Raw genomic sequence first — 19437 nt, forward strand, 5'->3', positions numbered from 1 at the left:
GAATTACACATTTATAAATTCAACTATTTCTGGACGGATTTTAATCCGGGAAAATAGGTAATTTTGATTAGTTTGCAAGTATTCGCAATAAAAGGAAAATTGTGGTTAAAATAAAGTATAAAGAATGAGTGAGCATACCGAAACAAGATTACCCTTACTATCTCTATTAAACAATTTGGGTTGGGACAGAAATCAAATTCAATTTGAGCCAGAATGGAAGGTGCCTAAGTTTCCTAGCGAAGCGAGCAAAAGGGAAGCGGGGCAGAACTTTCAAGGTTTTCCTGTAGATATTGCAATATTTGACAACGCCTCCAACTTGGGTAATTATGAACATATTCAGATTATCATCGAAACTAAGGCCCCTAATGTTCAGGAAGGTGTAAATCAACTTAAAATTTATATGGGCTTGGAGCCCCACGTATTGTTGGGTATTTGGAGTAATGGAAGTAATATTTGCCTAGTATATAAAACACCTGAAGGGGGATATTCTGTTGTTAACAATGGCACTTTACCTCGTCCCGGAGAATCTCTATTGAGATCAGGACTCTCCAAGATGAAATGGAGAGACTTAGTTGATCCTTTAACTTCCGATTTGAAAAAAACCTTTACTAGGCTTTTGAATGTCATTGTTTCGCAGGACAGCAGAAGTACAAGGAGAGATGATCAATTAAATAACCTTTGTAATGTAATTCTTGCTAAATTAGAAGGAGATAAGATAGCAAAATTCAATCCTGAAGCATCTGTTCCGTTTCAGGTCTGGGACACTGAACACGAAACAGCATCTAAAATAAGGCAGCTTTTTCAAGGCATGAGGATTGCTCATAGTGACATATTTTTAACTGACTCAGATAATGATATAAACTTTGACGACCATACAATAAGTCTTGCCGCATATGAATTAGCAAAATTCAAACTTAGAGAAGCGTCTCTAAATGCCGTATCGGAGGCTTTTCAAGTATTTCGAACTGCGAGTCTTAAATCTGCAGAAGGACAGTATTATACACCCTACCCAGTAATAAGAAGCGTTGTAAAATTAATGCAGATACATCCTAGCGATAAAGTTCTCGATCCTGCGTGTGGTACAGGTGGATTTTTGCTTGAAAGTTATCGGCAATTAAGAGAATCTTTTCCAGCAATGGATGATGGAGATGCAAAAGGTTGGGCGCAAAGACATTTATTTGGTGTTGATAAAGATCGCATAAACGTAAAGTTGACAAAAGCAATTATGTTAACCATTGGAGATGGTTCTACTCATACATTTTTGGGAGATTCTTTACGAAAACATCTATGGAGTACAACTTTTCAGGACTTGCAATCAAGTCTTATCCCGATGTCATTCACATGTATTGTAACAAACCCGCCCTTTGGCCAGAATCTTAGAATGAGCAATGTAGATGCAAAGGCTGCTGGGCTTCTCATTGCAAGAAAAAACATCAAGGATTCAAATGGGAACTATACATTTCACAGCACAAAGTTCGAGGATAGAGAGCTTGGTATTTTATTCATGGAGCGGTGTCATGAATTGCTTACTTATGGAGGTAGGCTAGGAATTATTTTACCAGAAACTTATATGTTTTCACCATCATACGCTTGGTTAAGGCAATGGATAAATGAAAGATTTATTTTCAGAGCGATTGTAAATATACCAATGGAAGCTTTTCAAGGGTTCTGTAGAGCAAAGACTAATTTTTATATTTTGGAAAAAAAACCTTTTGAAAATGTCGCATAAGCCTGATTGGTTTCGAGATAATGAAATATTAATTATTAATGCCAATACTTGTGGAATTAATAAAGATGGCCACGAACAATACATTGTAAATCCTGAAACTGGAATAAGGTCTAATAGTGATATTAATGACAGTTTGGCGGAGGCTTGTGATATGATCAGAATTGGAATGTTTAATAGGAGTGATATTGGATATTTTCCAGAGTCCGATGCGCTTGAAAAAGATATTTATGTTCCTAAGTACCATGATAAAGGTCTAAATGAGGAGATACAACACTTAATTTCTGATCGAAATATCTTTGAGTTGAAAACATTAGGCGAGCTGAAAGCTTCTGGTATCATTACTGTTTCAAATGGTCACGGTAGTCCTAGCTCTGATCAACGAATTGGAGAAATTCCATATATAAAGGTTTCTGATTTGCGAGCAGGTTCGGTGAATATAAATCCAACCAATATGATTCCAAGTTCGCTAGCAAAGCAGTTTTGGCGGGGGGAAGAGTCTGGATTAAAACCGTATGACTTAATTTCGCCGGAACGAGCATCTAAAAATATAGGAGAATTTTGTGTGTTAATGCCAGGTCAACAAAAGGTTGTTTTGACTAAGGAAGTTATTGTCATTCGTGCTACTGAATTAGCATCATTCTCTCAGTTTTACTTAATGTGGGCGTTGTCTTTGTCCGCCGTAAGGAGACAGTGGGAGCGAATAGTATTTATGCAAACAAATAGAGAAGATGTCGGAAATAGATTACTTGAAATAATGATTCCATTTCCGCTAAGTAACGAAACAGCTGAACGTGTAGCAGAGCCATTTAAGAGATATTATGAGTCTTTGGAGAATGCAAGGGCGGCCTTCATTTCCTCATTGTCAGATTCAGAATTTAGTCATCATATTCATTTGGGCGAATCAGTTTAACATTGTGAATAAAATTTGACAATTCCAAAGTTGCAAACTACTCGATTGAAACCTTGGAGTTGTCTAGTTTTATTCATTCTGGCTTGTTGTTCAAAATCAATATATCATTTATTGGTATAATGTGTCCGTGTTAATAATGTGTACCTTGCATCTGAACTACAATCTTTTCAGAAATTAAAACTTTTACTTAAATGCTCTACCGAACCATAGGTAATGAAATCTGACTAATTTTTATTTTAATTAATCAGATTCAATTACAATTAATTAAATCTGATTAATTTGGATCAAGAAGAGTTAATATTCGATTCCGCATTTTAGAAATTACTCCGACCTCTACCAATTTCAAATTGAGTTTTTTCTAAGTTTCTATATGCTCTTATGTTGCCAAAGGGTTTAAGTTCAACAGATTTTTGAAAATCTTTCAAAGCTTCTTTTAAATCACCTAACTGATATTTGGCTTCTCCTCGATTATTCCACAATTGATAATATGTAGGGTATTTCTCAATATATTGAGTCCATATGACAATAGCCTCAATATATTTTCCCTGAGTATGATATTCATTAGCTATTGCGAAATCTCGTTCAAGATCCTTGGTGGAGTTATCAAGATGGTTATAATAAAGATATATAATTATGCCTAGAACTAGCAGTAAAATGAACCAAATCATAATATTTAGATAAGTAAAATGGGTATAAAAAATTCAAAAATATTATCCCTTATATATTCTAATTTTAAATTTATTATATTCATTAATTCAGTATCCACTTTTTCACTGTAATCGCTCACAGAGTCTAAGTGGCCTAAATGTATAAGTGGTTCATAAAAAAGCATATATGTCGCTTTGAAAGGAGTAATTCTCCGTGGTCCATAAAAATCATCTAAAAGTTTCGTGTAAAAGCTATGACGATCTGAAATAAATTTATCAGGGTTATCAACTCCAATCTTTATACGCTCCTCCCTTTTCAACTTTGCCATGTCTTGCCTTGAGCTGAGACGATCATTGCCTCCTACACTGAGCCAAAAGTTTTTGCGGACTGTAGAAATTTGAAAAGTTGGAAATTTTAAGAAATGCTGGATAATGTTTTCAGAGTCCTCAATATCAGAATCAATTTTACGAAATTCTCTTAGGACGATCATCGAACTGAGGACTCGAATCTCATCAGCAGAATATGGTATCTTATTGTCCTCAAAATTCATTAATTCTGAAATTTGTTCTGTAAGGAGCCAAAGACGATATGCTTTTTGAATTGTACGACTTCCGTCAGTTTCTGGAGAAGTTGGGAATAAACTATTCATAAATAAATAAAAAAACGTGGAACGTTACATTTACTTAGTCCAACGCGGCTCTGGTAAGCCTACACGACAAAAGCAAAGCAACGCCCACGTAAATCGTAGGCGTTTAACTAGTGCTCCCTGTCGTGTTTAAAATTTACCAGATTTCGTTGAACAGGATTTTTAGCTAAAAGCGAATATTTAAAGCAAGATTATGTCATTTGTGATTTCTGTTTATGAACGCAAGAATATTCATCTTTGTCCTAATTTGCAAATAAATTGTTTGGTGTCCAGCCCTCAGTTTTAAAATGTGGATTATAGCCAGTTTTAGTACTTATTTCTTCAAACATTATATCTGTTACATGAGCTACATGTTTTTCCGTAGTCGCGATAGAATCATGAATTGTAAATAACGGAATATCTGGTCTTTGATCGTTTATTCTTCTTGTAATGCATTCTAGAAATAAGTAGGATTCCATTTTTTGTAAGACCTTTGCGAGGTTATTAGTTTCTTCTGCTTTCCATGCATCTAGTACAGACGAAATAAATGGAAAAACTGCTCTAAATATTCTTTTATTATTCACTAAAAACGGATTGGTGTCGATGTTAGACGAAAATAGTACCGAAAAGATAATCTCCTTCACCTCCCCACGGGAGACTCTTTTTCTTTCAATTTTAGAAAACATGTTAATACAATGCTCATAAAATTGATTATGCTTGACCAATTGCTTATAAGTTTCAATTTCTTCTATTATCCAATTTTCTTCAAAAGTCCCGCACATAATAGATTTAATAGGGGCGCACAGGACGGGAGGGGAGATTAAGATAGATAAATTATAATTAATTTTTTTTAAACTAAACCAGTCATTTTCAGAATTGTAAAACTGAGGGTTCAATAGATTTAATATTAAAAATGGTTGAGAACCACTTAAATCAATACTGGTAAGTTTCTCACCTTTAAACGTAATGAAATTTCTCAACTCACTTTTTAAATTACTTAAATTCGTATGAAGCCTATTAGAATAATGATCAACCTTGAAATAGTAATTTTCTTTTGAAAATCTTGCTACCGAACATTGATAGATGTTATGCTTCATAGTTGTGACATCCTTATTTCTTAAAACTCTCACCTCGATTAAAAACTTAATTTTTAAATATTTCAAAGCGGAGGCTTTATCGAAATCTAAATTATCAAACCAAGAAATAAGATATGGATAGATTTTTTTTGCTTCTTCCAGATCCCGATGATATTTTTCAGAATTATCTAATTTAACATCGGTGATACGTTTTGTCGTAGCGATCTGGCGATATCTTCTCGTAAATCTATATCCTTTCGAAAATTTCCCAACGGAATAGTGGTTATCAGTTTCTAATACTCCACTTTCGATCAAATAATTTAAATACAATTGGTAATTATGAATTTTGGCTTTCAATACTTGGGAGGATAATTTTACAAAAGGAATTTGCCTATTAACTCTGATCTGATCAAGCAAACTTTTATCCCTTAAGGGTATTTCCATTAAAAGATTTAGAATGTACAGGAGGCGATCTTTTGATGGTTTAAATTGCCTGGGCTTGTGAACTCTAAGGTGATAATCAATATTAAAGTTACATGGTACATAAACTTCTTGAAAATATTTTATCTCTTCAACTTTTTTATCGTAAGAGGAATCAAGCTTCAACTCTTCGGTGATCATAGACTTCATGTTTATGATTATTTAAGTTTAGCTCTACGTTGTTCACTTTCTTCACGGATTTCTTGATAGGTCTTACGTTTGCTACCTTCAATTATATTCACTAGGTCAGACTTTTTAAAAAGGAGCTTTTTTCCTCTCTTAAAATGTGGAACTTCTCGTTTTGAAACCTTGGCATATAGCGTTGGTTTTGCAATACACAATAAATCTGCTGCTTCTTCAACTGTTAGGTAGGTAGTGGAATCGTTGGTAATAGTTGGTAGATTTTCAATAATTTGTTTTAGTAAGTCCTTCATTCCTGACATCGAAGTGTCAATAGATTCGATAAAATTTTGTGGTACTTGCATAAGCGTTTTGATTTGTAATTGTTTAACTTATGCAAAAGAACCTCTCTTAAATTTGAATAAAAATGTGATCACAATAATCTCTTTTATCACATCTTTGATCACATTACTCACACTCGATTATTGAGCAGATCTGTGTCTTTTGACCAATGTTTGTAGGTTGTGAGGTATTGGTCTTTAAATTCAAATAGAATTCTTATGGATCTAATAAGATAGTCAGGCCTAGTACCAGGGGTTAATTTTTGCGATAATTTTGCGAAATGTTTGATTAAATTCGTTTTGTTATTTTTTGTAGTCAAAGCATGAGTGAACCTTTTGTCTGAAGTTGTATCGTTGCGTGTTTCTAGTACTTCTGTTAGTATAAGATACAAGTTCGTATATTCTAAAAAAGACAAAGTAGAACGGTTATCTCTTGTAGGATCAAGAAATTTTAAGCAGTCATGTAGTGCAGCTCTGTGATCTATTGAATAAAAATTAGATTTATCATTTAGAGCCTTTACATTATTTTTAGGGACTTCAATAATTTCAGCTTCTAGAAAATCCTTGGAAATTCTTATTAATGGCTGAAGCTTGCTTATACTGGAGGTTTCTTGTTGAAAGCTTCTTTGACTCGGCTCCATTTTAAAGTATGGATTATTTTGAAGTCCAGATGAAAACTGCAAATCGCAATTGAGGTGGTGTTTAATACGAAATTCGAAATCCAAAAAAAAGCTCTTTACTATCTCAAAATATGAGTAAAGTATATAAGATAGGTTAACCCTCTCTAAAATTACTAACATACGGTGTCCGTAAAATTTAGCTCTTGCCGAGTTTGTTTTTTCATCCCAATAAGAGCTCGTAATTTCAATCCAAAGCTGAGATATTGATTGCTCTGTTAATACGTATAGCTCTTGGTGAAGACATGCACCTATATAATCTTCATATTGAAGATGCTGTTGAAAAAAGCCATCGTTGAATTTTTCAATCCAGTCAATAAAGAAGGTGTCGTGAAGTAATGTATCAATCTCATTTAACGGAATAGAGGAGCTTTTGTGTAAATCCATTGTTGAAAAAAAGAACATGTTAAGTTTTGACTAAACTTAGCATGTTCTTTTGAATTTTTTGAAGAATTTTGAAAGTTAACTGTCAGGTCGACTATTGAATGTTATTCTGTTGGCAATTTGAATTTTTCGCTTACGTTAACTTTTGTAAGGAGGTCTGAATATTTGGTCATTACATCATTTTCGTGGCTTCCTAAGTAATTTTCAGTGGTTTTAATACTATTGTGTCCTAGACTTCTTGAAATCAATACTAGCGGTGCATCGTTTTGCATCATGATGGTACTAAAACTGTGTCTAGCTACATAAGTTGTCAATGGGATTTTGATGTCAAGCGTTTTACCCACTTTTTTCATATATTTATTTACCAGTTTAGTGACATTCTGGACACTCATTCTTTCCCTTAAAGGGGATGCATTCAAAGGTAAAAAAGGGAATATGTGATTTTCCGGAGCGGTATTCTTATTGCCCCATTTATCAATCGTCAGTTTAGCAAAATCATGTAGGGGAATTGTAATTTGTTTCTGGTTATTTCTGGAAGTTAATTCAGTCTTTGCCCGAACCACTCTCATTGTTTTGTTTTCGATATTTGAATATCGAAGTCGGCAAATATCCTTAATATTTAAACCATTGCAGAAATAAGAAAATAACCAAATATCGATTGCCATATCTTCATTGCTTCCACCAACTCTTTTAAATTCTATTATACTGTCTATTTGATTTTGGGTAAGAGCTTTTTTTATATTCTGACTAGCAGGGATCACATATTTTCCTTTTTTGAACGGGTAATCCTCTCTACGCATATATCCCGATTCAATAGCCTGATTGACAATTGTCCTAAAGCTTCGAAGGTATATGCCGACAGTAGTATCCTTCGTTCCTTTATTTTTCGCCTCACGTTCATATTTTTTTAAAAAATCAACTGTTATATCATCAAATCGAAGTCGTTTTTGAAAAGCCTTCAATGAATTTAATGCAGATTGATACGATTGCGCTGTGGAAATGCGGCCTGAATCCGTTAGAAATGCTATATATTTTTCCATTAGGGCATAAATGTCTCCCGAATGGGCTTTGGGAGTGTTACCGAAATAATGAGATTCAAAGATTTTAAATCCAAATTCTGGAAGAGCTCTTATTATTTGATTTGCTTTGGACTCCTCAAATTGAATACGAATTTTAACATCTCTTAATAAATCAGGCAATTTTTTTGAGGTTGTTATACGCTCATAATCTTCCATAGATAAATCGATAGCAATAATGTAATCTTTGTATTCCCTAAGATATGTAACTCGTAATTTTAACGGATATTTTCCGTCTTGCTTAATTCTACGTTTGTCGAGGACAATTTTCGCTGTTGCTTTGGATAAACTCATAAATTTTAAGATTTAATTTGCAAACAATTTCACAAACAAACTTTGTGAACACCGATAAATACCGGATACAAAGGATGATAAAAATTTTATTAAATAATTGGTGTAGAGATAGTTGTATTAGAAAAGACAAGTATCAATAACAATCGATTAGTAGAGATCGCACGACTGTTAATCAGAGGGTCGTTGGTTCGAGCCCAACTTCGGGAGCCCTGAATGAGAAGCACTTAACGAGAAATCGTTAAGTGCTTTTTCCTTTTACTATTACCCGGAAATTCGTGATGAAACCGGTGGTGGCTCAATGTTTAGGGTACCAGAACTTTCTTTGATCTTACACTGCCCTGATTTTGCAACGACAAAATATACAGGCCGGATGAAAGATTATTTGCCGGTTTCACCGTGTAGATATTTCCAGTATTAATCAGACTGAACGGAATGGTTCGGCCACTGATATCAAACAAACGGATGTTTTGCTGATTGTCTCCTTTTAGCAGGAATTTTAACTCACGGTTGGCGACAGGATTCCCCAGAATTTCAAAAGAAACGCTGTTCGCATTGTTGGAAACAGAGATAATCCGGGAGTTTTCAAAGCTGCCGTCTCTATCGACTTGTTTTAACCGGTAATAGTTGTTTCCCTTTACAGGCGAGGCGTCCAGGAAGTTGTAATTTAACTTTACTCCTGAATTCCCTTTTGCCGTCACCGTTCCAATGGTCATAAATTCTGCCAGATCACCGCTGCGCTGAATATCGAAATGGCTGCTTCCTGATTCTTCTGTGGTAGACCACGAAAGTGTAATGACGTCGTCCAGTAAATCTCCTTTGAATTTTGTGAGTTTTACGGGGAGCGGAGTACAGTTATTTTTTAGCTCAGCGATAATGGCATTTGGCAGGCTTGGGCTTGAAATTTCAGCCCATATTGATCGGACGTCTTCTCCGGCGGCATATGTGTAAGGAACAGCACTGAGGTCAACAGGAAGTGACGAAGACAGGCTGGTAATGGGACTGGTGTAAATCAGATTGTCACCAGGGCCAAAAACGGTTTGTCCCAATATTAATACACCGTCATCAAGATAAAGTTTGTAGGTGATATTAAAGGCCGAGGGATTGGTGGTTGTAATGTCAAGATCATAGGTTCTGGGGCCTGCTGGTGGATTGCAGTTAATAAGTCCGCTTACAACAGGATCGTTGATTGTAAGGTTGAAATTTTGCGAATAACAGTGTACGGGAGGTTTGTCGCTGGCTGATTGGGTAGACCAGACATCTCCTTTGAGAACAGGAATTGAGGAGCAGGCCCCTGGTATCGGAAATTGAATGTTACCAATTGTGATTTTGTAAAGGTCTCCGCTGATATTCTGTTCTATTATGGTTACTCCGGTGAAAAGAGGGTGAACATTAGCATCGGGACTGTATGTTGATAACAATGACGCAACACCGTCTGTATTGATAGCCAGTGTCGCAAGCACAGCCCCGAGTTCAGTGGCTGTTGGTGCCTTCTTATAATCAATGTTCGGATATTGGCTGGGTGTCCAGAGGTGGACGTAGGTGTACTTGTTCCCATTGTTTTTATCTATCGTAAAAGACAGATTCACGTTGACTATGCAATTCGCTCCGTTGGTTGTAACACTGTTTAGTTCAACTCCGGGATTTACAAATGAACACTGCGCACTTAGCTGATTGAATTGAGCCAGGCATGTAATGCAAACCATGCTCAAGAGGTAGGATGTTTTCATAGTACATAAGTTTAGAACTGGGTCAGATTGTCAACTCAAGATACTATGTATATATAGAAATAGTTTAAATTTTTAATGAAAAAGTTTCAAAAAATTACGCAGTGGTTAAATTGAAATAATTATACATTTTATTTGTAGAATATAAATATAACTAATACTAAATGCTATTAGAAATATATCGAATTTTGTTGTTGAATTAGTTTTATCTGTCTGATTATCAGTGAATATTTTGTTTTTATTTGATCTATTGATAGATAATTAATTTGACACAAAGATGGAATTACATTCACTTGGGTTGGTGAATTAATGGTGTGGGTTGTTCGTTTTGTTTTCTTGTTAAAGTTATATTTTTTGGGAGAGGCGAAGTGCGTTGAGACCTGGAAGCTAATTAACTTGTGCACCCGTAGTATTGGGTATTATACAGACAAGAATTTACTGATGAAACTTCATAAGTTTCTCTCCGTTGTCTTCTGAACAACCGCACATTTTTGAATAAAATATGACAGGAATTACCCTATCCGGAATGATGACAGCAGGATCTCCCGGTTATAAATTTTATACTCAGGGCAGCCATTGTATTTTTCAGAAAGGTCGATGTCTACCCAGTCCCGGTTTAGCGCGTTAATGTAGGTTCCATAATAATCGGGATATAAAGCGGTAAGAGTAATGACGGAATCAGGTTCCATCGAGAGTTCTTCGTGACCAAGTTCATTGACGAAATAATACCCCGTGCATAAGCCTTGTGAGGTTTCAAATTCAATTTTAACCTGGCTGCCCACAACTTCCTGTTGAATAACCTCAACAGAAATCTCTTCTCTCAAATCCTCAGCCGTTCCCAGTGTTTCTTCCTGATCTCCCAAAATTTCAGTCGTATCCATATGAAGTGTTTAAGGCAAATGTCTGTTTTACACTTTAACCTTAAAAAGGCGTACCTGAGGTGGCAGAATCCCGAAAAGATCGCAATTAGTTAATATCAGAGTTGGCGGCTATGGATAACTTAATCACTTCTCCATAGCCGATTTTGATTTCAAAAGCGTCAGCAAGTGCCACATTTCGTAAGTGAGCAAGAATTAATCGAATAACGCCTCCATGCGTCACAATCGCTATTTTTTGAGCTGATGACGACAATAAATCGTCCCAAAATGAAAGCACACGGGTGTTCATTTGTATCATACTTTCTCCACCCGGGACGACGACATTGACAAAATCGTCCATCCATAATTGCAAGTCGGCTTCATTGACGGTATCCCAGGTTTCACCTTCCCAATCTCCGAAATCGAGCTCGGTAAGCCGTTTGTCTGTGATGAAATCAAGGGTAATTTGTTGCGCTAATAAGGTACAACGTGTGGAGGGACTGGAATAAACAGAATCGAAATTTTCGGGGAGCCGGTTTTTTATGGCTTCAAGTTCCTGAGAAAAAGTATCCGTTAACGGCACCTCAAAACGTCCGTAAATCAGACCGGGAGATAGAGAAGGAGTGGTATGGCGGATTAAATAAATTTGCATAAAACAGCAGTAAACAGGTAAAATCCGATTTCACAGACCTGCTGCGTCGTGCCGAGGCAATCGCCCGTATAACCGCCAATCCACTTTGTGAAATAGCGCGCCAGCATCATTTTGATCAGATAAAGTATGGGCAGAGAAACGATCAGCCAGGGTTGATTGAGTAGAAGTATCAGGCCGGTTAACGGAACAAGCGCAAAAATGGCAGCGATCCATAACGTGTTTTTGCTACCAACCTCGGCTACCGGTTTGGCCTTGCTGTCGTGGGTAAAACGAACGTATGAATGTGAGAAAATCATGGTCACGGCCATAAACCTGCTCAGTGTATGTGCATTTATTAAAAGCAGTATAAGTACCGGGAATTGGTTTTGTTTGATTTCGGTCAATGCATTAAGCAGTGAAAACTTCAATCCCAAGAGCAGTATGAGACCTACAACGGCATATGTGCCAACGCGGCTGTCCTTCATAATTTCCAGGATTTTTTCTTTTGTCCAGCCACCGCCAAAGCCGTCGCAGGCATCGGCAAAGCCATCTTCATGGAAGGCGCCGGTAAGGAGAATGGTAGAAATCATGGAAAGAATAACACCGGTCGAAATATTGATGCAATATATCCCAAGCATCAGAAAAATGGAGGAAATTGAGCCAACAATCCACCCGATCAAGGGCAGGTAACGTGTGGCTTTGTTCATATCGTCGGGGTTATAACCGACCCAGGCAGGAGCGGGGAGCCGGGTGTAGAATTGCAATGCGGTGAAAAATAATCGTAATTCCTGCTTCATAGATTTTGGTTTGTTGCCTGGTTACGATCAGATTATACCGACTGGCGGATGATATTAATTTCTTCGTTTTTAAAGCCGATATTCAAATGCTGATGGTCGTGAAAGTTAAAAACCTGGCCGGAATCACGGACCGTTTTTATTTTTGCAAAATCGAGTTCCTGAATAAGCCAGCCTTCTTTTTGTGGCGGCACGGTTGCAATAATGCCCTCTTCCGGCATGTCTTTGTCGGGTGTTGAATAGTAGGCTGCAAAACCGTAGTTTATATCCACTGCCGGTGACCACAGCGCGTTGCCTACTGTCTGGGAAACAACGGTATAGGCCTGATTTTCCATGGCACGGGCCCTTGCTCCGATGTGTACACGCGTTGCACCTCGGATGGTTTCTGTACAGCTTGGCGCTAATATCAGCGAGGCACCATTTGAACTTAAGAGATGGGAACCCAGTGCAAATTCGACGTCATAGCAAATCTGAATACCAAAAGTGCCCCAGGAAGCTTCGAAAAGTGTAAGATTTTTTACACCGCTTTGGATTCCCCATTCTTCATTTTCAAAACGGGTCATGAAAAATTTATCCTGAAAACCCGCCAGGCCTTTTGGCGAGAAAACATACACACGGTTCACATTTTTCCCATCTTCGATGACCGGAATACTCGGCGCTACAATAATGACTTTATACTTTTTTGCAAGGTCAGAAAAGACCGTACAAAACTGATCTTTCAAGGAATCCAGTTCAACCACCTGACGGCGAATGTCGCTTCTGATCTTATCAGAAAAAATACTCACGAGCTCCATTGCCCCATATTCTGGGAAAAGTAAAAGCCCGGATTTTTGCCGTACTGCGTCAGTTACCCATTGTTCAACGTGTGCACGCCATGTGTCAAAATCAGCATGTTCGGTAATCGGATAACTGGCGGAGGCAATGATCATATTTAAAAAATTGTGTGGAAATGATTAAATCAGGGAGATGGATGCGGTGCTTTTAAGGATTACGTGCGTTACACCTTGGAAATGCCTATTCAATTTCTTTCATCCAAAAAATCATGGTTTTGGGTGTTGAAATGGTTTCGCCGAGATCGGGCCATTCCATGGTTGCTTTCAAATCCGGTACTTTTTTATAACCCCTCTTGATCCAGAATACATCATTGGGCCTGTAATCTGCTGGTTGTTCGGGATGATTAACTCTTTCCACCGAGCAAAAACAAGCCGTTTTGAAGGTGCCAAAACTGCTTGCATATTCCTCTCGTGCATCAAAAAAACGATGGCCTAGTCCCAGTCCGCGATAGCTGCTTAACAGGATGCTTTCTCCGAAATAAAAAATGCTGTCAATATTAAAACCCGCTTTTTCAAATGGCCCACGAATATCTGCTGTTTCGTCTCGCAACGGAATACAGGTAGTTGCACCCACCATTTTTTCACCATCATAAATGGCAAATAAAAAAGAGCGGTCAGAATATGCGTATGTCTTCAGATATTCCATTTCATATGCCAGAGAACCCTCATACAAATAGGGATAGTCCCGGAAAACTGCAATCCGCAATTTAGCCAGATCCTCGAAAACGGATTCAATTCCGCGGCCTTGTTTGGTAAGAAATGAAAGAGACATAGTTTTTGGGCTATCGGCGGTCGGCTTTTGATTTTGAATCAGGTTGGTTAAATGGTCAACGGGTAGTGGCAGATTTCGGCAAATTGTTGCTATCATCGGATATCTGGCAGCCGAAAGCTGAAAGCCGACCGCCCTTTCATGAAACCAATTTGATCCAAAGTTCAAGATTATAATACGTAGTTACCCTGCTTATTTTTCCACCGGTCACTTCTAAAAATGCTGCGGCAGGTAATACGTATTTTTGCCCGTGTGCTTCCGGGAAACCTTCGTCGCCCTTTTTATATATCCCGTTCACGACAAACTCGGCAGACACACGTGTATCGGTTGGTTCCGTGAAAAACACCATGTCGGTTAAAGTTTCTTCATAAGAATCATCCATCATCCGCATGAATTCTGTAAATTTTTCAATGCCGACTCTTACTTCGCCCTGGTTAGGTTCATGACGAACTTCCGGGTGAAGCAAGGCAAGCATCCCTTCCCAGTTTTTCTCATTAAAGGAATTGTAATATTGCTTTACGGTGTCTAATGCAGTCATTTTAGTAAAATCAGTGGATCAAAACGTTTTCACAAAGATAAGTTTTGGGTTATTGATTAAAAGGATTTTTAACCAAAGAAACTTGTCCGTTGCCATCTTTTTCATATTTGGCGAGGCAGTTTTTCTGGAATTGCGCATCGAAATTATCGTCTCCCGGAACCAGTGAAACCGGGGCTGGTTTTCCTTCCTGAAAGAAGAAAACTTTCGTGGTCCCATATTTCGTGTAAGGCATCAGATCGCCGTATTTCTGCATTTCCTCCCAGGGGTCTCCCTGTACCGTGACGGCATAAATCCGTACAATCGGGCCTGTATTATTGGGGTTTCGGTATAGCGCAACCTCTTTGAAATTACCCTTCAGATCGTTCACGGTGGGCTGTGAGCTCGAATCATAGATAATATAACCAATCAGCACAGCAATAGCAGCTGCGATGATATACTTAACCTGTTTTTCGTTCATGGTACCTCGTTTGTGAATTAGACAGTGGATCCCAGCGGTACAAAGAGATACACAGACTTTTTTAATTGTCTCTGTGTAATCTCTTTGTACCTCCGTGTACCTCTGTGTAATCTATACAATTTAAAATCAAACTCATTTATCCGACACGCCTGCGCTTTCGAAACTTGCCATTTCGTTTAAAAATGCAACAGCACTTTGCAGCAATGGATAGGCCACAGCGCAGCCTGTTCCTTCTCCGAGGCGCATGTCCAGGTTTAACAAAGCTTTTACCTGCAAATGTTCCAACAGAAGTGCATGTCCTTTTTCTTCCGACTGATGGCAAAAAACTGCGAAATTTTTTATCGAGGGGTTTATCCTGAAGGCACACAAAAATGCAGCCGATGCAATAAATCCATCGACCATCAAAGCCATTTTTTCTTCGGCGGCGGCCAAAAATGCGCCACACATCATGGCAATTTCAAAACCGCCAAAAGTTTGTAAAACCTGTAACGGATCCGTATTTACTGCTGAATGATTGGCAATCGCCTGGTGAAGAATATCGATCTTCTTTCGATACTGATCAGGGTTAACGCCCGTTCCTTTTCCTACGCAATCGGCGAGGGGAATTTGCAGGAGTTTGCTCATGATGACCGCTGCCGAAGAGGTATTTCCAATGCCCATTTCACCAAAACCGATAATATTGGAACCGGTATTACGGATTTCTCGCACAATCTGTTTTCCTTTTTCAATCGCAGCATGGCACTCTTCCTCCGTCATTGCCGGTTGATGCAGGAAACTTTTGGTACCGTGGCTGATCTTGGCGTCGATCAGTTTTTTATTTGGTTCAAAATCGTGATCCACACCTGCATCTACCAAAGCGAGCTCAATGCCGTTTTGTCTCGTGAAAACGTTAATCGCTGCGCCGCCGTTGAGGAAATTCAATACCATCTGAAAGGTAACTTCGGATGGGTAGGCACTGACGCCTTCGCCGGCAATTCCGTGACTCGCCGCAAAAACGACAATGTGTGGTTTTTCTAAAACCGGTGTCAATGTTTCCTGGATGAGGGCTATTTGCAAAGCCACTTCTTCAAGTTTCCCAAGCGCTCCAAGCGGCTTTGTTTTGGTATTGATTTTATTCTGTATCTGTTCTCGTAATGTCATATTGTCTATTTGCTAAGGTTACACAGAGCGGACGCCGCGCGGGGGAACAGAGATTAAATATTTATAAAAAACTCTGTGAAGCTCTTTTTTCCTCCGCGGGTTCTCAGTGTAACCTATTTTTTAAATTTAGTGCAAGCCCGGATACCATCAAGATGGCTTCTTCGGCTTTACTCGCCACATATTGATTTGCCCAGCCTTGTAAATCTGTAAACTTTCTGCCAATTTCGGTATCGGCGTGCACACCCATTCCGATTTCGTTGGAAATGATGATGAATGTGCCTGAAAGCTCTGTTAACGCGTCAATTTCCTCTTTGAAAGCGGTCAAAGAATCGTCAATATTATTCTCAAAGGCGACGAACAGATTGGTAAGCCAAAGTGTTACGCAGTCTATCACGACAACTTTATTCTCGATCGGGAGTTTATGGATATTGGTTTCGGATTCGTAGGTTGTCCACTCGGGGCCACGCTCGTTTTTGTGCAGCTGCACACGCTCCGCGAAGTTGTCGTCCCAGATGTGGGCAGTGGCAACATAAACCGGGGTGTTGGTCAGTTGTTGCGCTTTTTCCTGTGCAAAGCGACTTTTTCCGCTACGTGCGCCTCCGGTGATGTAAATGATCATTTTTCTTCCGGTGTTTTGAAACGTTTGTAAAGGAATAGCTGCCATTTTTCTTCCGCTACGCCGGCTTTGTCCATTTCAGCTCTTGCCAATGTAAAAAACAGGTCGGATAAGCGGTTGATATATGCCGGAATCGCTTCATGAACCGTGTCCGTTTTGATCAGGGAAACAAGCCGGCGCTCTCCTCTGCGCATTTGCGTACGGGCCAGATGGCACAAAGCCGAAACCTCATTTCCGCCAGGTAACAGAAAATAATCTGATGGTGAAGTCATTTCCGATTCAAGCGTGTCAATCCAGATTTCACAAAACTCCGCTCCGTCTTCGGGCATCGGATTTTTGTTTTCTTTTTTAGCATCCGAAGGACGTGCCAAATGTGACATCATGTCCATAAGGTCTTTTTGGATCTTATGCAGGTTTGGCTGCCATGCATGGTCGTTGCCCAATTTAACGCGAAGTAATCCAATGGTGGAATTGGCTTCGTCGAGTGTGCCGATGCATTCGATCCGTACATCATCTTTGGAAACGCGGCTTCCGCCAAATAACCCTGTTGTCCCCTTATCGCCCTTTTTGGTATATATTTTCACTGTAAGAAATGTTAAATTTTATTGATTTTGATGGTTTGCAGCGCCGTAAGGAGGTCGCTGATATTGGAATATTGCGTTGTTGTAGCATTACTGTCAAATGTCCAGACCGGAATTCCTGTCTGCTCCGACACTTCAATGGTATAAGGTAGTGCACGGTTATCGGCTACGACAAAATCTTCACGCTGTAAGGCTCGTTTGGTCCAGAAAACAAGATTGGCGTCTCCCGTCAGATGGATGGCTGTTGAGGAGGCTTCTTTGTGAATGGTGAACGTGCCTGTATTTCTGTCAAAATGGAAGCCGTTTTTGATGAAAGCAGCCTCGAAGCTTCCGTTTAGAACAAGATCTTCGGGTGCACCCGTGATCATTTTTCCATCGGGTTTCATAAGCCACAGCTTATCGGCTGCCTGCAAAGCCAGATCGAGTTCGTGAGTGGAAAGTAAAATCGCTTTATTGGTTTGCCTCGATAGATTATGGAGAAGCCGCATCATTTCCACACGGTTTGGTAAATCCAGATGCGCCGTCGGTTCGTCAAGCAAAATCAGTTTGGTGTCCTGGGCCAGTGCGCGGGCTAACATTACCTTTTGCCTTTCTCCATCACTCAGCTCATTCATGCGACGACCGGCGTATCGAACCGTGTCGGTTGCTTCCATCGCCCAACTGATTTTGGCTTTGTCCAAATCCGCCAGCGTTCCAAGCCAGCCTGTGTAAGGCGTGCGGCCGAGTGCTACCAGTTCGTTGACGGTTAAATTTCCTGCTTCGATTCTCTCGGTTAATACCAGACTCAATTTTTGGGCAAGATCAACCGGTTTAAGGTCAGAAAGCGATTTGCCATCCAGAATAACTGCACCGGATAAGGCTGGTTGCAGTCCGGAAAGCGTGCGCATCAAAGTAGATTTTCCTGCACCATTCGGACCTAACAAACAAACCAGCTGTCCTGGCCATAAATCAAGATTCAGAGATGTCGAGATGGATTTACTTTCGGTCTTTCCTGTCTTATAACCAATGGTCAGATCGCGGGCTGTGAGTAACGGTTGTGCGTTCATGAGAAGGAAGAACGTAAATTATTACGACTAACGATTACCCAAATCACGACTGGCGCGCCCAGTAAAGAGGTGACCACATTAATGGGTAAAACCGTTTGTGAGCCCGGCATTTGCGCAATAATATCGCAAATTAACATAAGCACAGTTCCTACCAGACAAGTGCAGGGAATTAAAATACGGTGATCAGAAGTGCCCAATAATGAACGGGTGATATGTGGAATGGCAATGCCTACAAAACCAATCGGTCCGCAAAATGCCGTGATGCTGCCTGTCAGCAAACTTGTACTTGCCATGATAATAAGGCGGGTTTTACCGACAGTCAGGCCCATGCTGCGCGCATAATTTTCGCCCAGCAACATGGCATTTAACGCTTTGGAAGACGAAAAAGCAATGAGCAGGCCAACAGCGACTACGCCGGAAAGTACGTACAAATGGTATTGAACAATACCGCCAAGCGAACCGAAAGTCCAGAGGATGTATTCCTGCAACTGCTCAGGCTGGCTGAAATATTGCCAGATGCTGATTACGGAAACCGTGATTGTTCCCACCATAACGCCCACAATCAGCAAAATAACATTGTCTTTGATGCGGCCGGCAATCAGCAAAACCATGGACAAAACAAGTGCTGCACCGAGGGATGCCATCACTACGATCAGCCAGCTTCCCGAAATACCCAGCTGTCGGATTGCGTAGATACTTGCGCTGCTTCCGCCTGTTAGCATAACCGCCGCAACGCCCAGTGCGGCCCCTGCGGTTATCCCCAATTCTGATGGTCCAGCCAGGGGGTTTCGGAATAAAGTCTGCATTTGGAGGCCGCTAACGGATAAACCGCAGCCAACAATAACTGCTGTAATTGCTTTCGGCAGACGGATCTTTTCAACAATGAACAGCCATGCGGTCGTATCGGATTCTCCCAAAAACACGATTCTTGCCACCTCATCAAAAGGAATCCGAACGGATCCCAGCATGATATCCAGCAGAAAAAAAAGTACAGCCAGAATCACCAGGCCGATAACAATCAGCTGACGGGAATTTGAAGAAGATGGGGTGAAAAGAGGCATGGACAAATAAATTACAAAAGGTAGTTACGA

At 39.6% G+C, this 19437-nt stretch carries 21 protein-coding genes; 2 read left to right on the forward strand and 19 right to left on the reverse strand.

Annotated elements, in window-relative coordinates; genetic code table 11:
* Positions 1 to 124: 124 nt before the first annotated feature.
* Complete coding sequence (locus tag M1L62_RS11690) at positions 125 to 1729, forward strand: type I restriction-modification system subunit M (RefSeq protein ID WP_254413215.1); 1605 nt, start codon at positions 125 to 127, stop codon at positions 1727 to 1729.
* On the forward strand, positions 1719 to 2639 hold the full coding sequence (locus M1L62_RS11695) for a hypothetical protein (protein ID WP_254413216.1): 921 nt from the start codon (positions 1719 to 1721) through the stop codon (positions 2637 to 2639). The genes M1L62_RS11690 and M1L62_RS11695 overlap by 11 nt, the downstream gene beginning before the upstream one ends.
* Positions 2640 to 2953: 314 nt before the next feature.
* Here the strand turns inward: M1L62_RS11695 and M1L62_RS11700 are convergent, their stop codons facing one another.
* The 19 genes from M1L62_RS11700 to M1L62_RS11790 all read right to left on the reverse strand — a co-directional run bounded on the left by M1L62_RS11700 (position 2954) and on the right by M1L62_RS11790 (position 19407).
* Entirely contained in the window at positions 2954 to 3307 is a 354-nt protein-coding gene (locus M1L62_RS11700) for a tetratricopeptide repeat protein (protein WP_254413217.1), read from the reverse strand.
* A gap of 5 nt (positions 3308 to 3312) precedes the next feature.
* Positions 3313 to 3936, reverse strand: coding sequence for a hypothetical protein (locus M1L62_RS11705; RefSeq protein ID WP_254413218.1), 624 nt, complete (start codon positions 3934 to 3936; stop codon positions 3313 to 3315).
* A 239-nt stretch (positions 3937 to 4175) separates the two neighbouring features.
* Positions 4176 to 5609, reverse strand: a complete 1434-nt coding sequence (locus M1L62_RS11710) for a hypothetical protein (RefSeq protein ID WP_254413219.1) — start codon at positions 5607 to 5609, stop codon at positions 4176 to 4178.
* A gap of 17 nt (positions 5610 to 5626) precedes the next feature.
* Complete coding sequence (locus M1L62_RS11715; protein WP_254413220.1) at positions 5627 to 5953, reverse strand: helix-turn-helix domain-containing protein; 327 nt, start codon at positions 5951 to 5953, stop codon at positions 5627 to 5629.
* A gap of 107 nt (positions 5954 to 6060) precedes the next feature.
* On the reverse strand, positions 6061 to 6993 hold the full coding sequence (locus tag M1L62_RS11720) for a hypothetical protein (protein ID WP_254413221.1): 933 nt from the start codon (positions 6991 to 6993) through the stop codon (positions 6061 to 6063).
* Between the two features lie 101 nt (positions 6994 to 7094).
* Positions 7095 to 8360: a tyrosine-type recombinase/integrase gene (locus M1L62_RS11725; protein WP_254413222.1), complete on the reverse strand. Its 1266-nt coding sequence runs from the start codon at positions 8358 to 8360 to the stop codon at positions 7095 to 7097.
* Positions 8361 to 8662: 302 nt separating this feature from the next.
* Positions 8663 to 10087, reverse strand: a complete 1425-nt coding sequence (locus M1L62_RS11730; protein WP_254413223.1) for a T9SS type A sorting domain-containing protein — start codon at positions 10085 to 10087, stop codon at positions 8663 to 8665.
* A gap of 509 nt (positions 10088 to 10596) precedes the next feature.
* The gene (locus M1L62_RS11735; protein WP_254413224.1) at positions 10597 to 10965 is read right to left on the reverse strand and encodes a hypothetical protein; all 369 of its coding nucleotides are present in this window, start codon (positions 10963 to 10965) and stop codon (positions 10597 to 10599) included.
* Between the two features lie 85 nt (positions 10966 to 11050).
* Positions 11051 to 11593 (reverse strand): alpha-ribazole phosphatase, encoded by a 543-nt coding sequence (gene cobC, locus M1L62_RS11740; protein ID WP_254413225.1) that lies wholly within the window; start codon positions 11591 to 11593, stop codon positions 11051 to 11053.
* A complete protein-coding gene (locus M1L62_RS11745) occupies positions 11578 to 12369 on the reverse strand; it encodes an adenosylcobinamide-GDP ribazoletransferase (RefSeq protein WP_254413226.1) in 792 nt (263 codons plus the stop codon). The genes cobC and M1L62_RS11745 overlap by 16 nt, the downstream gene beginning before the upstream one ends.
* A gap of 32 nt (positions 12370 to 12401) precedes the next feature.
* A complete protein-coding gene (locus tag M1L62_RS11750) occupies positions 12402 to 13295 on the reverse strand; it encodes a carbon-nitrogen hydrolase family protein (protein WP_254413227.1) in 894 nt (297 codons plus the stop codon).
* A gap of 85 nt (positions 13296 to 13380) precedes the next feature.
* A complete protein-coding gene (locus M1L62_RS11755; protein ID WP_254413228.1) occupies positions 13381 to 13971 on the reverse strand; it encodes a GNAT family N-acetyltransferase in 591 nt (196 codons plus the stop codon).
* Between the two features lie 136 nt (positions 13972 to 14107).
* Positions 14108 to 14506: a nuclear transport factor 2 family protein gene (locus tag M1L62_RS11760; protein ID WP_254413229.1), complete on the reverse strand. Its 399-nt coding sequence runs from the start codon at positions 14504 to 14506 to the stop codon at positions 14108 to 14110.
* A 49-nt stretch (positions 14507 to 14555) separates the two neighbouring features.
* A complete protein-coding gene (locus tag M1L62_RS11765) occupies positions 14556 to 14963 on the reverse strand; it encodes a hypothetical protein (protein WP_254413230.1) in 408 nt (135 codons plus the stop codon).
* A 132-nt stretch (positions 14964 to 15095) separates the two neighbouring features.
* Entirely contained in the window at positions 15096 to 16103 is a 1008-nt protein-coding gene (cobT, locus tag M1L62_RS11770; protein ID WP_254413231.1) for a nicotinate-nucleotide--dimethylbenzimidazole phosphoribosyltransferase, read from the reverse strand.
* A gap of 103 nt (positions 16104 to 16206) precedes the next feature.
* Positions 16207 to 16722 carry a bifunctional adenosylcobinamide kinase/adenosylcobinamide-phosphate guanylyltransferase gene (locus M1L62_RS11775; protein ID WP_254413232.1) on the reverse strand — a complete coding sequence of 172 codons (516 nt, stop codon included), beginning with the start codon at positions 16720 to 16722 and terminating at the stop codon, positions 16207 to 16209.
* Positions 16719 to 17303, reverse strand: a complete 585-nt coding sequence (locus tag M1L62_RS11780; protein ID WP_254413233.1) for a cob(I)yrinic acid a,c-diamide adenosyltransferase — start codon at positions 17301 to 17303, stop codon at positions 16719 to 16721. The genes M1L62_RS11775 and M1L62_RS11780 overlap by 4 nt, the downstream gene beginning before the upstream one ends.
* A gap of 11 nt (positions 17304 to 17314) precedes the next feature.
* Complete coding sequence (locus M1L62_RS11785) at positions 17315 to 18346, reverse strand: ABC transporter ATP-binding protein (protein WP_254413234.1); 1032 nt, start codon at positions 18344 to 18346, stop codon at positions 17315 to 17317.
* The gene (locus M1L62_RS11790; RefSeq protein WP_254413235.1) at positions 18343 to 19407 is read right to left on the reverse strand and encodes an iron chelate uptake ABC transporter family permease subunit; all 1065 of its coding nucleotides are present in this window, start codon (positions 19405 to 19407) and stop codon (positions 18343 to 18345) included. Before M1L62_RS11790 ends, M1L62_RS11785 begins: the two co-directional genes overlap by 4 nt.
* Positions 19408 to 19437 lie beyond the last annotated feature (30 nt).

The organism is Dyadobacter diqingensis (genome assembly GCF_024220585.1).
In the GTDB taxonomy this organism is placed as follows: Bacteria; Bacteroidota; Bacteroidia; order Cytophagales; family Spirosomataceae; genus Dyadobacter; species Dyadobacter diqingensis.

Bases quoted from the DNA above. Each gene is read 5' to 3' on its own strand.
- M1L62_RS11695 (WP_254413216.1), top strand. From the start codon at position 1,719: ATGTCGCATAAGCCTGATTGGTTTCGAGATAATGAAATATTAATTATT.
- M1L62_RS11710 (WP_254413219.1), bottom strand. From the start codon at position 5,609: ATGATCACCGAAGAGTTGAAGCTTGATTCCTCTTACGATAAAAAAGTT.
- M1L62_RS11775 (WP_254413232.1), bottom strand. From the start codon at position 16,722: ATGATCATTTACATCACCGGAGGCGCACGTAGCGGAAAAAGTCGCTTT.
- M1L62_RS11690 (WP_254413215.1), top strand. From the start codon at position 125: ATGAGTGAGCATACCGAAACAAGATTACCCTTACTATCTCTATTAAAC.
- M1L62_RS11700 (WP_254413217.1), bottom strand. From the start codon at position 3,307: ATGATTTGGTTCATTTTACTGCTAGTTCTAGGCATAATTATATATCTT.
- M1L62_RS11730 (WP_254413223.1), bottom strand. From the start codon at position 10,087: ATGAAAACATCCTACCTCTTGAGCATGGTTTGCATTACATGCCTGGCT.
- M1L62_RS11715 (WP_254413220.1), bottom strand. From the start codon at position 5,953: ATGCAAGTACCACAAAATTTTATCGAATCTATTGACACTTCGATGTCA.
- M1L62_RS11785 (WP_254413234.1), bottom strand. From the start codon at position 18,346: ATGAACGCACAACCGTTACTCACAGCCCGCGATCTGACCATTGGTTAT.
- M1L62_RS11745 (WP_254413226.1), bottom strand. From the start codon at position 12,369: ATGAAGCAGGAATTACGATTATTTTTCACCGCATTGCAATTCTACACC.
- M1L62_RS11750 (WP_254413227.1), bottom strand. From the start codon at position 13,295: ATGATCATTGCCTCCGCCAGTTATCCGATTACCGAACATGCTGATTTT.
- M1L62_RS11760 (WP_254413229.1), bottom strand. From the start codon at position 14,506: ATGACTGCATTAGACACCGTAAAGCAATATTACAATTCCTTTAATGAG.
- M1L62_RS11725 (WP_254413222.1), bottom strand. From the start codon at position 8,360: ATGAGTTTATCCAAAGCAACAGCGAAAATTGTCCTCGACAAACGTAGA.
- M1L62_RS11720 (WP_254413221.1), bottom strand. From the start codon at position 6,993: ATGGATTTACACAAAAGCTCCTCTATTCCGTTAAATGAGATTGATACA.
- M1L62_RS11755 (WP_254413228.1), bottom strand. From the start codon at position 13,971: ATGTCTCTTTCATTTCTTACCAAACAAGGCCGCGGAATTGAATCCGTT.
- cobT (WP_254413231.1), bottom strand. From the start codon at position 16,103: ATGACATTACGAGAACAGATACAGAATAAAATCAATACCAAAACAAAG.
- M1L62_RS11765 (WP_254413230.1), bottom strand. From the start codon at position 14,963: ATGAACGAAAAACAGGTTAAGTATATCATCGCAGCTGCTATTGCTGTG.
- M1L62_RS11735 (WP_254413224.1), bottom strand. From the start codon at position 10,965: ATGGATACGACTGAAATTTTGGGAGATCAGGAAGAAACACTGGGAACG.
- M1L62_RS11790 (WP_254413235.1), bottom strand. From the start codon at position 19,407: ATGCCTCTTTTCACCCCATCTTCTTCAAATTCCCGTCAGCTGATTGTT.
- M1L62_RS11705 (WP_254413218.1), bottom strand. From the start codon at position 3,936: ATGAATAGTTTATTCCCAACTTCTCCAGAAACTGACGGAAGTCGTACA.
- cobC (WP_254413225.1), bottom strand. From the start codon at position 11,593: ATGCAAATTTATTTAATCCGCCATACCACTCCTTCTCTATCTCCCGGT.